Source organism: Pseudomonas sp. AL 58 (assembly GCF_036348395.1).
Lineage (GTDB): Bacteria > Pseudomonadota > Gammaproteobacteria > Pseudomonadales > Pseudomonadaceae > Aquipseudomonas > Aquipseudomonas defluvii.
The window spans coordinates 41893-55571 of sequence record NZ_JAZBQR010000024.1; the positions used below are offsets into that span (position 1 = coordinate 41893).

A 13679-nucleotide genomic window follows, 5' to 3' on the forward strand; every position below is an offset into this window, starting at 1 on the left:
CCTCAGACAAAACGGCACGCGATGGAGCCGAGCATGTCGTAGTCGACATGGAAGGTATCGCCTGGGTTGGCGGCAACCGGACGGGTGAATGAGCCGCCAAGAATGATCTGACCGGCTTCCAGGGTGACGTCATACGGCGCCAGTTTGTTTGCCAGCCATGCCACGCCTTTGGCCGGGTGGTTGAGCACGGCCGCCGATACGCCGGACTCTTCGATCACGCCATTGCGGTAGAGCACGGCAGGCACCTTGCGCAGGTCGATTTCGGTCGGGCGCACGGCCCGCCCGCCCATGACCACGCCGGCGTTGGCGGCGTTATCGGAGATGGTGTCGAAGACCTTGCGGGTGGCCTTGGTCTGCGGGTCGATCTGTTGAATGCGCGCGTCGATGATTTCCAGCGCCGGGATTACCCACTCGGTGGCGTCGAGCACGTCGAACACGCTGACGTTCGGGCCTTTCAGCGGTTTACCGAGGATGAACGCGAGCTCCACCTCGACCCGAGGCACGATGAAGCGGTCGAAGGGAATGTCACTGCCTTCTTCGAACATCATGTCATCGAGCAGGGCGCCGTAGTCCGGTTCGGTGATGTTCGAGGAAACTTGCATGGCCCTTGAGGTCAGGCCGATCTTGTGCCCGACCAGCTTGCGACCGTCCTTGATCTTCTGCGCTACCCAGGCGCGTTGGATGGCATAGGCGTCTTCGATGGTGATGGCCGGGTGTTCGAGCGAGAACTGGCGGACTTGTTCGCGCGAGCGTTCAGCACGGTCGAGTTGGGCAGCGGCTTGCAGAATCAGGCTGTGGTCAAGCATGGAAAAGGCTCTCTTACTGTGGATTAACGATGGCAGCCCGGGTGCGCAGCACCAGGAAACCGCCCAGAGCGATGAACAACGCCAGTACATACAAGGCCAGGCTGGCGCTGTGCGTGGTGTCGCGCATCCAGCCGATCAGGTAAGGCGCAAGAAACGAGGCGATGCTGCCGAACGAACTGATCAGGGCGATGCCGGCCGCCTGGGTACTGTTGGAAAGAAATGCCGGTGGCAACTGCCAGAACATCGGCAAGGCGGCACTGGCCCCCATGCCGGCGACAACCAGACCACTGAGCACCATGACCGGATTGGTGGGTGCCAGGCCGGCCACGGCGATCCCCAGTGCCGACATCAGTAGCGGTACGCACAGGTGCCAGCGGCGTTCCCGGTGACGATCCGAAGAGCGTCCGCAGGCGATCATGAACAGGCAGCCGAACAGGTAGGGCACGGCGCTGAGCAGGCCGACCTTGCCGTCGCTGCCGATGCCGGCACCGTGAATCAGGGTGGGCATCCAGAACGCCAGCGTGTTGACCGCCAGCATCACCGCAAAGTACACGGCGACCAGTAGCCAGACCTGCGAGTCCTTGAGGATGCCGGAGAACGAGGTAATGGACTTGCGTTGCTCTTCATGGCTGAGCTGTTCGCGCAACTGACGTTTCTGCTCGTCGGACAGCCAGTTCACGGTTTCGAAACTGTCAGGCAGGCACTTGAGTACGATCAGGCCCAGCAGTACGACAGGCGCGCCTTCGATCAGGAACATCCACTGCCAGCCACGCAGCCCGGCAAACTCATGGAAACGCTCGAGGATGCCGCCCGACAGCGGGCCGCCAATTACCCCGGCCATCGGTACGGCAATGGCGAACAAGGCGGTGACCTGCGCACGGCGCCCGGCCGGGTACCAACGGTTGAGAAAGACCAGGATGCCGGGGAAGAAGCCTGCTTCGGCTACACCCAGCAGGAAGCGCAGTACGTAGAACCCGCTCGCGCTGTCGATCCACAGCATGCTCGTGGAGAGCATGCCCCAGACCACCATCAGGGTGGCGATCCAGCGGCGCGGGCCAACTCGGTCCAGGGCCATGTTGCTGGGTACGCCGAACAGTGCGTAGGCGACAAAGAACAGGCCTGCGCCGAAACCGTAGACGGTATCGCTGAAGTGCAGGTCGGTGCTCATCTGCATCTTGGCGAAGCCGATGTTGATGCGGTCGAGGTGGGCAAACAGGTAACAAATCAGCAGCAGGGGCATCAGTCGCCAGGTGACGATGCTGTGGGTACGGTCCTGGGTAGCGGCGGTGATGCCTTGAACGCTATGGGCTGTGTTCATGATCTTGTGCTTTTTATTAGAGAGATCAGGGGTAAAGGCAACGAGGTCAGTTGCCTTGTGATTTGAGGAACGCGTGGACGTTGTTTTCCTTGAAGTTCAGGACCTCGTGCAGCTCGATCATCTCGAAGGACAAGGCCAGCAGGCGTTCGGCCTGCAGGGGCGCAAAGTGCGCCTTGATCACCTCGAACAGGGCTTCGGCGACACGCTGGCGGGTGGCCAGGTCCCGGCCATGGCCGACTTTCAGGGTCATGTGCACGAAGGCATAGTCGTGCTTGCCATCGGCCATGCGCCAGGTATCCAGGCGAACGGCACGGCTGCGGATGCCGCCCAGTGGGAACACGCCACTGGCGCCCAAGGTGGCATGAACCTTCTCGAACAGGCCGGGCAGGTCGGCCTGCTCTTCGAGGTTGTCGGTGTACTCGGCAATGAAATGCGGCATGGGAACTCCTCTGCGCCGGGCAGCCTTGAGCCTGTCGCTCAAGGCTTGCGCTACGTTAAACCGGGAAGATGGCGTTGATTTGGCCGGTACCAGAGCTGCCGAACGGCTCGGTGAGCACCTCGACAGGCTTGTTGTAGTCGGCACCACCGAGCAGGCCCAGGAGCATCGCGGTGTCATGCATGCCGCCTTCACCAAAGCAGTGCGCGGCGTAGTCCGGGAGCATGGCGCAGAACTCCTTGAAGCGGCCTTGCTTCCACAGCTCGACCACGCGCATGTCCATCTGCTTGTCGAACTCGCGGGTCCAGTTGTGGATGTTCGCTTCAGCGTTGCGGTCGTCCGAGAAACGGTGTGATAACGAGCCGGAGGCCAGCACCAGTACCTTGCGGTCGCTCTTTTCAATGGCCCGGCGTACGGCGGCGCCGAATGTGAAGCTGTCTTCCAGGCGATGCCAGGCGCACCAGGCCGCAACCGAAACGACGTTGAATTTCTGTTCGTCCGGAACGTCCATGTGCATGTAGCGCATGGGCACCAGGGTGCCGTACTCCAACTCCAGGCTCGGAATGTTGTGGGCCAGGGTGCGCACGTCGGCGGCATTCGCCTCGGCGGCGATCAGTTCACCCAGTTCCGGGCAGCCGGGGTACTCAAAGTGCATGTCCTTGATGAAATGCGGCAGCTCGTTGCTGGTGTAGATACCCTTGAAGTGTTCGCCACAGTTGACGTGGTAGGCACTGTTGACCAGCCAGTGCACATCGAACACGACGGCGGTATCGGCGCCCAGTTCGCGTGCGCGGCGGCCAATCTCCTTGTGGCCGGCGATGGCGGCTTCACGGCAGCCATGGTGTTTGCCCGGCAGTTCGGAAAGGTACATCGATGGCACATGACAGACTTTGGCTGCCAGGACGACTTCGCCCATGATGAAACTCCTGAAAATTGTTCTTGTTGTGCGTTGTAGGAGCCGGCCTTGCCGACAATGTGCTCACCCTATACAGGGTGCTGTCGTTATCGCCAACAACGGCGGCTCCCGTGCAGGTATCAGACGCCCCAGCGTGGAATGTGGTGGCTGCCCATGGAAATGCACACGTTCTTGATCTCGGCGAACACTTCGAAGCTGTACTGGCCGCCTTCGCGACCGGTACCGGAACCCTTCACGCCGCCGAACGGCTGGCGCAGGTCACGCACGTTCTGGCTGTTGATGAAGACCATGCCCGCTTCGATGCCACGCGCCAGGCGGTGGGCCTTGCCGATGTCCTGGGTCCAGATGTAGGAGGCCAGGCCGTACTCGGTGTCGTTGGCCAGTTGCAGTGCTTCGGCCTCGTCCTTGAACGGGATCAGGCAGACCACAGGGCCGAAAATCTCTTCCTGGGCAATGCGCATCTTGTTGTTCACGTCCGCGAATACCGTCGGCTGGATGAACTGGCCGCGGCTCAGGTGCGCCGGCAGGTTGGCCGGGCGCTCCAGACCACCGGCGAGCAGGGTGGCGCCTTCTTCGATACCGATCTTGATGTAGCCGGTGACCTTGTCGTAGTGGGCTTGAGTGATCATCGAGCCTACTTGGGTTTTCGGGTCTTGCGGGTCGCCGACGATCAGGCGCTTGGCACGGGCGGCGAACTCGGCAACGAATTGCGGGTACACGCTTTCCTGGATGAAGATCCGGCTGCCCGCGGTGCAGCGCTCGCCGTTCAGCGAGAAGATGGTGAACAGAGCCGCATCCAGTGCGCGCTCAAGGTCGGCATCTTCAAAAATCAGCACCGGCGACTTGCCGCCCAGCTCCATGGAGTACTTCTTCAAACCGGCGGTCTGCATGATCTTCTTGCCGGTGGCGGTGCCGCCGGTGAAGGAGATGGCGCGCACATCCGGGTGACGAACCAGGGCGTCGCCGGCGGTGGCGCCGTAGCCCTGGATCACGTTCAGGACGCCGTTGGGGATGCCGGCTTCAACGGCCAGGCGACCCAGCTCGTTGGCGGTCAGTGGCGACAGTTCGCTCATCTTCAGGACAGCGGTGTTGCCCAGTGCCAGGCACGGCGCCGTCTTCCAGGTGGCGGTCATGAACGGCACGTTCCACGGCGACACCAGGCCGCATACACCCACTGGCTGGTACAGGGTGTAGTTGAGCATCTGATCGTCGACCGGGTAGGTGTGACCGTCCATGCGGGTGCAGACTTCAGCGAAGAAATCGAAGTTGTGCGAGGCGCGCGGGATCAGCACGTTCTTGGTCTGGTGAATCGGCAGGCCGGTATCCAGGGTTTCCAGTTCGGCCAGGTGTGGCACGTTCTGCTCGATCAGCTCGCCGAGTTTGCGCATCAACCGCGCACGTTCCTTGGCCGGGGTGTTGGCCCATTTCGGGAACGCTTCCTTGGCGGCGGCAACGGCCTGCGCGACTTCTTCAGCACCACCACTGGCGACTTCACCGATGGCCTCGCCGGTGGCCGGGTTGTAGTTGACGAAGGTGTCTTTGCTCTCGACCTCGCGGCCGTTGATCCAGTGTTTGATCATGGTGTTCAAGCCTTTTTGTTCTTGAAGAAGTCAGCTTCACTGACAATGCGGTTGACCAGGCGACCGACGCCCTCGACTTCAACTACCACCTCATCGCCTGGCACGACATCGGCCAGGCCTTCAGGTGTGCCGGTGGCGATCATGTCGCCCGGCTGCAGGGTCATGAAGCTGGAGAAGTATTCGATCAGGTAGGGAATGTCGAAAATCATGTCCCGGGTGCTGCCTTCCTGTTTCAACTCGCCGTTGATCCAGGTGCGCAGTGTCAGGTTGCTTGGGTCTGGTACGTCCGCCACATCGACGATCCATGGGCCGACCGGAGTGGTGGCATCACGGTTCTTCACCCGCAGGTTGGGGCGGTAGTAGTTCTCGAGGTAGTCGCGGATCGCGTAGTCGTTGCACACGGTGTAGCCGGCCAGGTACGCCAGGGCGTCTTCGCGCTTGACGTTGCGTGCCGGTTTGCCGATCACCGCTACCAGTTCGCACTCGTAGTGCATGTAGGCGACGTTGTCCGGGCGCCAGGTGGTCTGTTTATGGCCGGTATAGGTGCCGGGCGACTTGATGAAGGCCAGTGGCTCGGTCGGCGGTGCGAAAGCCAGTTCGGCGGCGTGGTCGGCATAGTTCAGGCCCAGGGCGAACATGCTGCCGGTGGCCGGTGGCAGCCACTCGACCTGGTCTTCGTTGATACGGCGACCATCGGCCAGGTGCAGGACGTTGTCGGCGTCGACCGTGGCGAGGTGAACCTCGTCTTCAAAGCGGATACGGGCGTGTTTCATGAGGGCTCCTCTTACTCGGCCACGATGTGGTTAACGAGGCGGCCCAGGCCGCTGATTTCGACTTCGACGCGGTCGCCAGGCAGTACATCGACACGGCCTTCAGGGGTGCCGGTGATCAGCAGGTCACCTTCATGCAGGGTCATGAACTCGCTGAGTTCGGCAATCAGCTGCGCCACCGAGCGGACACAGTTGGCGGTGCTGTTGGACTGGCGCAGTTCACCGTTGACCCAGAGCTTGATATCGAGCGTCTGAGGGTTGGCAACCTGCGAGGTCGGCACCAGCTCCGGGCCGAACGAGCAGAAACCATCACGGCATTTGGCTTTGACGGCAGGGCGGTAGTAGCTGTCTTCCGGAAGGCTGAATTCGTTGACGATGGTGTAGCCGGCCACATAGTCCAGCGCATCTTCGACACTGACGCGGCTGGCGTCCTTGCCAATGACCACGCCCAGCGCGGGGCCTGGTTGCAGGTGCTCGATGCCTTGGGGGTAAACCACTGCATGGTCATGCTGGTTACGGGTGTTGGGGGTCTTGATGAACAACACCGGTTTGACCGGCGGTTGCTTGTAGGGCGGCTCGTTAAAGGCGGCGAGGTGCTGATTCAGCAGCCCCTGATAGTTCAGTGCAACGCCGAACAAGGTGCCGGTCGCAACGTCATGCAGGGCACGGCTCATGCTTTTCTCCTGGCAGGGGCAGGACATGGGCTGCCCTGCGTCTATTTGTTAATGTGTTATCGTTATAATTAATATGTTAACGACCGTCAAGGTATTTGCCATCGCGTCGGCCTTTACCGTGGCAGTGGTACGATGGGCAAACGCCGCGTGACGTGCGAACAGGTCCAGCGTGGCGACCAAGAACAGCATGAGTAGCCCGCGATGAAAGATCGCCATCCGATTCCAAACATCAACATCGGCAAGGTGTACGACCAGCGGTACAGCGACAGCGAAGTGCATTACGACAAGCTGGGTAATCTCGCCGGCTTTTTCGGCCGCAACATGCCGGTGCACCGGCACGACCGCTTTGTTCAGGTGCACTACGTCAAGAGCGGTACGGTGCGGGTTTATCTGGATGACCAGCAGTACGTGGAAGCGGGGCCGATGTTCTTCCTCACGCCGCCGACCATCCCACACTCGTTTGTCACCGAAGCCGATGCCGACGGCCATGTCCTGACCGTGCGCCAGCAACTGGTCTGGCAACTGATGGAGGCAGAGCCCGGCTTGATTCCGGGGCCGCGTTTGCCGGCTGCCTGCGTGGCCCTCGGTCGGCTGTCGGGGCCGTACCAGGACGAGGCGCGTCGCCTGGAGTTCCTGTTCGAGACATTGCGCGAAGAAAACAGTCAGTCGCTGCCCGGCCACGCTTCGGCATTGTCGAGCCTGACGCGCTTGATCATGATCAGCCTGTTGCGGCTGTGCGCCAATTCGCTTGAGGCAACACCGGCTCGGCACGAAGACTTGCAGATCTTCCACCGCTTCAATGAGTTGATCGAGCGCCACTACCGCGAGCACTGGGCGCTGTCGGCCTATGCTTCGGCCATCGGCGTGACCGAGGCGCGGCTCAATGACGTATGCCGACGCATCGCTGACTTGCCGTCCAAGCGCTTGGTGCTGGAGCGGGTCATGCAGGAGGCGAAGCGGCTGTTGTTGTTTACCGGCAGTTCGGCCAACGAGATCTGTTATCAGCTGGGCTTCAAGGATCCGGCGTACTTCAGCCGGTTTTTCCAGCGTTACGCGCAAATCACGCCAGGCGAGTACCGGCAGCGTCAGGTGGGCTTGCGATAGGGAGTGCATGGCGCCTCTGCCTTTTTTATTGGCCGATGGTGGCGCCTGCAGGGCTGCGCGGAAATGGCTTTTCCGGGTGATGTATTGCACTTTTCATGACGGGTAGACGGTAGGGCTCTTCAGTTGCATAGTTAATATGCTAACGTTCTCATCCCTGTTCGTCGGTGTCTGTGTGCCCATGACTACTGTTGCCCGTCCTGATCGCTTGCTTGTGCTGCTGGCTGCGCTCGTCGCCTTTGCCCCGTTGTCGATCGATACCTACCTGCCCAGCTTGCCGGAGATCGCCAATAGCCTGGCGGCCAGCCAGACGCAGGTGCAAATGACCATCGGCGTTTTTCTGCTCGGCCTGTGCGTCGGCATGTTGTTTTACGGGCCGCTTTCAGACCGCTTTGGTCGCCGCCCGATTCTGCTGGCCGGCCTGGCGCTGTACCTGCTGGCCAGTGTCGGCTGCATGGCCGCATCCAGTGTTGAGCAGTTGATCGCCTGGCGTTTCTTTCAGGCGTTGGGTGGTGCCGCAGCGTCGGTGCTGGCCAGGGCCATTGTCAGGGACCTGTATCCGCTGAATCAGGCGGCGCGAGCGCTGTCGTTGATGCACCTGGTGACCATGATCGCCACCCTGGCGGCACCGCTGGCGGGCAGTGCGCTGCTGAGCCTGAGTGGTTGGCGCAGTATATTCGGCGCATTGCTGCTGTTCTCGGTGCTGTGCCTGTTGGCGTCGCTGCGCTGGATCCCGGAAACCCACCCGGCCAGCCGCCGTGGCCGTTCAGTGGGCGCTGCGTTTGCCGCCTACTGGCACATTGGCACGCAACGTCGGGCCTTGGGCTGCATGCTGTGCATGGGGTTTTCCTTTGGCGGGATGTTTGCCTTCATCACCGCCTCACCGTTCGTCTATGTGGAATATTTTGGCGTTTCGCCAAGCGACTACGCCTGGCTGTTCGGGATGAACATCGCTGGAATCATCGTCATGACCTTCGTCAACGCACGGCTGGTCACTCGGGTGGGAACGCTACCGATGCTGGGCGTAGGCGCGGTGTTGGCGGCGCTTTCGGGGGTGGCCTTGGCTGTGGTCGGCTTCACCGGGGTGGCCGGCCTGGCGGCAATGGCCACGTGCATCCTCGTGTATGTGAGCGTTACCGGGCTGTTGGGTGCCAACAGCGTGGCGCGTCTATTGGCCCTGTACCCTCAGCAGGCTGGCGCCGCCGCTGGTTTGGCGGTGTCTGGGCAGTTTGCCTGTGGCGCCGGTTTCAGTGCGCTGGTCAGCTACTTCGCCAATGGCACGCCATTGCCGATGTGCCTGGCCATAGCGGCTGCCGGTGTTGCCAGCCTTGGTGCGTTCCTGCTGATCTATCTGGGGCGTGGCGAGGCGTGTTCGGGGTTGGCAGGCCAGTTCCAGCCGGGGAGTGCCCCTGGAGGTCGCCAAGGTTCTAGTGGGTAACAATTTGTATTTTGTTAACATGTTTATTTTTCGTAGGTGCCCTTGCTGCCACTTCGGGGCACCCTTAAACTGCCACCTCATTCATTGTTTAACTCAATCATGGCTATTCCCAGACCTTCCCTGACCCTCACGTTGCTTCAGGCACGTGAAGCGACCATGTCCTTTTTCCGCCCTGCGCTGAACGCCCAAGACCTGACCGAGCAGCAATGGCGGGTCATCCGTATCCTGCGTCAGCAGGGCGAGCTTGAAAGCCATCAACTCGCGCACCTGGCGTGCATTCTCAAGCCAAGCATGAGTGGTGTGCTCAAGCGCCTGGAGCGCGATGGCCTGGTGTCACGGCGCAAATCCACGGAAGACCAGCGGCGTATCTTCATCAGCCTGACCGTGCAGGGCCATCAGTGCTTCCTGGAAATGAGCGAGCAGATGGAGCGTAACTACCAGGAGATCCAGCGTCAGTTCGGTGAAGAGAAACTCGACCAACTGATGGGCTTGCTGAACGAATTGAAGAAGATCAAACCCTGAGCGCGGGGGTTCCTGAAACGGACCATTGACGATTACGCCAAGCACGCCTATACAGGCGCCTTGGATGTATTGGCTCAATGCAGGAACCCTTCATGAACGACGAGATTGATATTCACGAACCCGAGCACGATCACCTGCTCGATCATGAGTTCGATGAAGACTTCGACGCGGTAGAGGCTGAAGCCAACCCGCTGTTCGACCACGCCGATGACGACGACAGCGAAGACGACGACGCCGAGTGGGATGAACTTGATCGCGAAGATCAAGAAAGTTGGGAGCGTAACCTCGACTGATCGCTGGCCGTGATGCCTGCTTGCCACGGCCCCTTTCCCATACCCGCACGTTTAAAAACCCTCAGGACACGCTGCCATGAGCCAGCCACAAGGACCCGTCATGCCTAATATTTGTGCAAATTCTCCTCAAGACGATGCTGTTTACGAACAGCAGGCGGATGTTCTGAGCGATGCGGCATTCGCGGACGTGAGCAGTGCACCCAAGGCTATCGAGGTGATCTGCCGGTTCATCCGCTCCTATGATCAGCACCGTCATGAGATGCCGCTGGCGCAGTGGCTGGTGCACGAGTTCAACCAGCAGCCAGACCTGTGGGCGAACAAGGCTGAGGCTGAACGTGTCGCGCAGGTGCTCATTGATTCGGTAACCCGCACAAACCAGCACAAGGCCTCGCTGCAGCAGCACCTGGACATGGGCAAAAGCGCGACCAACTGGCTGGCCAGGGAGTTGGAGCAGGACGCCCAGCGTAACCCCGACCTTAACCTGCCGGACTACGCCGCTCAGGTGCAGGGGATGCTGCAGTCGGCCAATGCTGCGCTGTTGCCGGGGATGCAGCCGGACATCCGCCAGACCACGCTGCCCAGTGAAGTGCTGCGCCCAAGTATCTGGGACGACAACGCCCGGCTGGCGGTCAGTAAGGAGATCAACAATCAGGCGCTGCTCAATGCGGCGCTGAATGCCTCCTGCCACGGTGCACGCATTCTCGGCCAGCGGGCCTGGAACTGGATGCGGGGTGAGGAAAACGCACCGGCCAGCGAGGCCCTGCAGGCATTTTTCGACAGCTCGCTGAAGTCGGCCCAGCACGTCGGCGCACAGGTTGCCGTTTCGGGCGGGGTGCTGGTGGCCGCCAAGCGCGGTTGGCTGGGCCTGCCCGCTGAAACGCCGGTCGAGGTGATTGCTGCAACGACCTATACCGGTCTTGAGCAGGCCAAGGCGCTGTACAAGTTGGGGCAGGGTGACATCCTTGCCGACAGTGCCATTAATGCCATCGAACAGACCACGCTGGTGGCCGCGCGATCATTGGCGCAGATGGCCGAAGAAAAAGGCGCAGAGCTCGGCACGCAGTGGGGCATGTCGCTAGGCGCAGCGTTTGGCCCTCAGGGCGTGGCCGTGGGTGGCATGTTGGGCGGTATTGCCGGGCGTCTTGGTGGTAAGGCGGTGGGCGCACTCATTGAAAAGGGCGGCCGGAAGATTGTCGAAGTGGCCAGCAAGGTCGTCAGGAAAGTCAGCGAGGGGATCAGGGAGGCGGTGTCGGCGTTTGCCGATGGCGTGAAGAATTTCGTCGGTGGGTTGTGCAACTGAGGTGATGTCGATGACGAACAAACCGGTATTTTCGGCGCAACTGGAAGCGCAGTTGCGCGCCGGTGCCCCCGCCATTTTCATCCACTCCGCCGAAGAAGCCCGTGTCGATCAGTTGCTGATCGCGCTTCAAGAGCGGCTCGGGCTCAAACGTATCCATGAGTGGAACCTGGGCCATGGCTGGGTCGACTTCACGAACAAACAGCCGCTGAGCAACCCGGACTCTGGCACTACCGAGCTGGAGCACGCGCTGCTTCAGTTGCTGGATGCAGACCTGGAGCAGACGCTGATTCTGGTCAAGGGGGCGCGGCTTGCGCTGGAGAACAACCGCCTGGCGATTGCCCGCCTCAAACAATTGCTCAACCGAATCGAGCGTGGCCATGCCATTGGTTGTTCGGTCATCCTGGTGTCCGAGTCGGTGTGCATCCCTGCTTCGATCGAGTCTCAAGTCACCTTGTTGCCGCTTCCACTGCCGGATCGCGAGGACATTCAAGCGCTGCTGGCGCAGGCCGATGCCAGTGGGCAACTGACCCTGCCAGGCGATCTGGTTGACCTGGCGGTGTCCGGACTGAGCGGGTTGACCGCCAGCGAGATCGGCCGGTTGTTGCGGATAGTCAGCCTGCAGACGCCGGTGCTGACTGAGCAGGGGTTGAAAACCATGCTCCATGAGAAGGAACAGATCATCGCCAAAAGCGGTGTACTGGCGTTGGTTCGCGTCGATGAAGCGCCGGACGACATCGGCGGGCTGGAGAAGCTCAAACACTGGCTGGCACAACGTGCGGCCATTGTGTCGCAGTTGGACAAAGCCACCCGGCAAGGGGTCAAGGCACCGAAAGGGGTACTGATTGCAGGCATGCCCGGTTGCGGTAAATCGCTGACCGCCAGGGTCGCTGCCAGCCTGTTCCAATTGCCCCTGCTGCGCCTGGATATCGGCTCGCTGCTGGGGAAATACGTCGGTGAAAGCGAGCACAACATGCGTCGCGCCTTGAACATGGCGGAGATGGTCAGCCCGTGCATTCTTTGGGTCGATGAGCTGGAGAAGGCCTTTGTCGGCATGGGCGGCGGCAATGCTTCGGAAGTCACTGCGCGGCTGCTGGGCTACTTCCTGACCTGGATGCAGGAGAAGACTGGAGCGGTGTTCGTCATTGCCACCGCCAATGACATCAGCGCACTGCCACCTGAGTTGTTGCGCAAAGGCCGTTTCGACGAGATTTTCTACGTCGGCTTCCCCAACGCGGTGGAGCGCGAACATATTCTGAAGATTCACCTGCGCAAGGCCCGCCAGCCGGTGGACGGCTTGGACTTGCCTGCGCTTGTCCAGCAGTGCCGTGACTACTGTGGTGCGGATATCGAGAACGCGGTCAACGAAGCCCTGGCCAATGCCTTCATTGCTGGCAGCCCGCTGACGCAAACGCATTTGGCCGAGGCTATCCAGTCCACCATTCCTTTGCGGGAAACCTTGCGCGAGCAGGTTGGTAAGTATGAAGAGCTGTTCGAGAAGCTCAAGTTGCGCCCGGCGTCCGAGTATCAAGGCTTGAGTGTGGCGCAGATGATCAGGATGGCCGCAGACCCCAATCAGGTGAAACGTGAAGAAGTGGCAAGCAACCCCGATTGCCCGGACGATCAACTGGAGAAGCTGGCGGGTGATTCGCAACGCAGTGTGGTGAAGGCGGTTTACGAGAACCCACGCTGCCCTGAGCGGCTGTTGACGATGCGTATCAACATCGCACAGAACAGCCCGCTCTATGATGTTGAACTACTCGCGTTGGCCTGCCTGAACGATAACGCGCCAGAAGATCTGCTGGTGCGTCAGGTCAAGGACGGGCAGGTTGCCAGGGAGCTGCGGGCCAAATTGGCCGGTCGCGTGAAAGGCCCGATGCTGCTGCAGTTGTTGGCGAGCGACCCGGAGGTTGAGGTGCGTCGAGGGCTGGCGAGCAACCCGGCCCTGCCTGAGGTCATGCAGTTGCAGCTGCTCAAGGACAAGGATACCTCGGTCGTGGCGGCGTTGATTCTCAACCCTTCGTTGGCGAGTGGCGCAGAACGGCAACTGCTTGAACATGGCGACAGCAGTATCAAGCAAGCCTTTGCCAAACGCCCTGAACTGACCGAGGCCGAGCAGCAGCTGTTGCTGAAGAATGCCGATGCGGCACTGAAGATCATGCTTTCGCTGCATCCGAAGCTGGCGCACGGTGTGCAGTTGCTACTGGCCAAAGACCCGCTGCAGAGCGTACGGCTCAACCTGGCCGGGAATCCGGGCTTGAGCAAGGCGACGCAGGTGGTGTTGGCTGGGGATACGTACGGCGCTGTGAAAGTGGCGCTGGCCAAGAACCCGGGGCTATGCCTGGATGACGCGGATCAACTGAGCTTGAAGAAATACGTCCTGGAAAACCGCCATTTGTCAGGTGGCTTCGGTGTCGGAGTAGGGGGCTCGCTGGCAGGCGTGTTCAACTGGTCTGGCAAAACGAGCTAGGTCGTTTGCGCGTCTGCGAAAAACCAACTACGGCGTAGATCACAGCCAAGTATCGTTT

Annotated in this window: 13 protein-coding genes; 6 read left to right on the top strand and 7 right to left on the bottom strand. The window is 60.9% G+C overall.

The window, feature by feature from the left end; genetic code table 11:
* Nucleotides 1-2 precede the first annotated feature (2 nt).
* From hpaH to UIA24_RS20285, 7 genes are all read right to left on the bottom strand, one after another.
* Nucleotides 3-806: a 2-oxo-hept-4-ene-1,7-dioate hydratase gene (gene hpaH / locus UIA24_RS20255; protein WP_065757829.1), complete on the bottom strand. Its 804-nt coding sequence runs from the start codon at nt 804-806 to the stop codon at nt 3-5.
* A gap of 13 nt (nt 807-819) precedes the next feature.
* On the bottom strand, nt 820-2124 hold the full coding sequence (locus UIA24_RS20260) for an MFS transporter (RefSeq protein WP_330523731.1): 1305 nt from the start codon (nt 2122-2124) through the stop codon (nt 820-822).
* Between the two features lie 46 nt (nt 2125-2170).
* Nucleotides 2171-2563: a 5-carboxymethyl-2-hydroxymuconate Delta-isomerase gene (locus UIA24_RS20265; protein WP_065757831.1), complete on the bottom strand. Its 393-nt coding sequence runs from the start codon at nt 2561-2563 to the stop codon at nt 2171-2173.
* A gap of 55 nt (nt 2564-2618) precedes the next feature.
* On the bottom strand, nt 2619-3476 hold the full coding sequence (gene hpaD / locus UIA24_RS20270) for a 3,4-dihydroxyphenylacetate 2,3-dioxygenase (protein ID WP_330523732.1): 858 nt from the start codon (nt 3474-3476) through the stop codon (nt 2619-2621).
* A 119-nt stretch (nt 3477-3595) separates the two neighbouring features.
* Nucleotides 3596-5056, bottom strand: coding sequence for a 5-carboxymethyl-2-hydroxymuconate semialdehyde dehydrogenase (gene hpaE / locus UIA24_RS20275; RefSeq protein ID WP_065757833.1), 1461 nt, complete (start codon nt 5054-5056; stop codon nt 3596-3598).
* A 5-nt stretch (nt 5057-5061) separates the two neighbouring features.
* Nucleotides 5062-5829, bottom strand: coding sequence for a fumarylacetoacetate hydrolase family protein (locus UIA24_RS20280; protein ID WP_065757834.1), 768 nt, complete (start codon nt 5827-5829; stop codon nt 5062-5064).
* An 11-nt stretch (nt 5830-5840) separates the two neighbouring features.
* Nucleotides 5841-6500 carry a fumarylacetoacetate hydrolase family protein gene (locus tag UIA24_RS20285; protein WP_099774482.1) on the bottom strand — a complete coding sequence of 220 codons (660 nt, stop codon included), beginning with the start codon at nt 6498-6500 and terminating at the stop codon, nt 5841-5843.
* Nucleotides 6501-6701: 201 nt separating this feature from the next.
* Between UIA24_RS20285 and hpaA the strand changes: the two genes are divergently transcribed.
* The 6 genes from hpaA to UIA24_RS20315 all read left to right on the top strand — a co-directional run bounded on the left by hpaA (nt 6702) and on the right by UIA24_RS20315 (nt 13621).
* On the top strand, nt 6702-7604 hold the full coding sequence (gene hpaA, locus UIA24_RS20290; protein ID WP_065757836.1) for a 4-hydroxyphenylacetate catabolism regulatory protein HpaA: 903 nt from the start codon (nt 6702-6704) through the stop codon (nt 7602-7604).
* Between the two features lie 178 nt (nt 7605-7782).
* Nucleotides 7783-9039 (top strand): Bcr/CflA family multidrug efflux MFS transporter, encoded by a 1257-nt coding sequence (locus tag UIA24_RS20295; RefSeq protein ID WP_099774486.1) that lies wholly within the window; start codon nt 7783-7785, stop codon nt 9037-9039.
* Between the two features lie 99 nt (nt 9040-9138).
* Complete coding sequence (gene hpaR / locus UIA24_RS20300) at nt 9139-9561, top strand: homoprotocatechuate degradation operon regulator HpaR (protein ID WP_083199727.1); 423 nt, start codon at nt 9139-9141, stop codon at nt 9559-9561.
* 92 nt (nt 9562-9653) lie between these two features.
* On the top strand, nt 9654-9854 hold the full coding sequence (locus UIA24_RS20305; RefSeq protein ID WP_099774488.1) for a hypothetical protein: 201 nt from the start codon (nt 9654-9656) through the stop codon (nt 9852-9854).
* Nucleotides 9855-9954: 100 nt separating this feature from the next.
* The gene (locus tag UIA24_RS20310; protein WP_330523733.1) at nt 9955-11154 is read left to right on the top strand and encodes a DUF1269 domain-containing protein; all 1200 of its coding nucleotides are present in this window, start codon (nt 9955-9957) and stop codon (nt 11152-11154) included.
* A 10-nt stretch (nt 11155-11164) separates the two neighbouring features.
* Nucleotides 11165-13621 carry an AAA family ATPase gene (locus UIA24_RS20315; RefSeq protein WP_330523734.1) on the top strand — a complete coding sequence of 819 codons (2457 nt, stop codon included), beginning with the start codon at nt 11165-11167 and terminating at the stop codon, nt 13619-13621.
* Nucleotides 13622-13679 lie beyond the last annotated feature (58 nt).

Bases quoted from the DNA above. Each gene is read 5' to 3' on its own strand.
- hpaH (WP_065757829.1), bottom strand. From the start codon at position 806: ATGCTTGACCACAGCCTGATTCTGCAAGCCGCTGCCCAACTCGACCGT.
- UIA24_RS20260 (WP_330523731.1), bottom strand. From the start codon at position 2,124: ATGAACACAGCCCATAGCGTTCAAGGCATCACCGCCGCTACCCAGGAC.
- UIA24_RS20265 (WP_065757831.1), bottom strand. From the start codon at position 2,563: ATGCCGCATTTCATTGCCGAGTACACCGACAACCTCGAAGAGCAGGCC.
- hpaD (WP_330523732.1), bottom strand. From the start codon at position 3,476: ATGGGCGAAGTCGTCCTGGCAGCCAAAGTCTGTCATGTGCCATCGATG.
- hpaE (WP_065757833.1), bottom strand. From the start codon at position 5,056: ATGATCAAACACTGGATCAACGGCCGCGAGGTCGAGAGCAAAGACACC.
- UIA24_RS20280 (WP_065757834.1), bottom strand. From the start codon at position 5,829: ATGAAACACGCCCGTATCCGCTTTGAAGACGAGGTTCACCTCGCCACG.
- UIA24_RS20285 (WP_099774482.1), bottom strand. From the start codon at position 6,500: ATGAGCCGTGCCCTGCATGACGTTGCGACCGGCACCTTGTTCGGCGTT.
- hpaA (WP_065757836.1), top strand. From the start codon at position 6,702: ATGAAAGATCGCCATCCGATTCCAAACATCAACATCGGCAAGGTGTAC.
- UIA24_RS20295 (WP_099774486.1), top strand. From the start codon at position 7,783: ATGACTACTGTTGCCCGTCCTGATCGCTTGCTTGTGCTGCTGGCTGCG.
- hpaR (WP_083199727.1), top strand. From the start codon at position 9,139: ATGGCTATTCCCAGACCTTCCCTGACCCTCACGTTGCTTCAGGCACGT.
- UIA24_RS20305 (WP_099774488.1), top strand. From the start codon at position 9,654: ATGAACGACGAGATTGATATTCACGAACCCGAGCACGATCACCTGCTC.
- UIA24_RS20310 (WP_330523733.1), top strand. From the start codon at position 9,955: ATGCCTAATATTTGTGCAAATTCTCCTCAAGACGATGCTGTTTACGAA.
- UIA24_RS20315 (WP_330523734.1), top strand. From the start codon at position 11,165: ATGACGAACAAACCGGTATTTTCGGCGCAACTGGAAGCGCAGTTGCGC.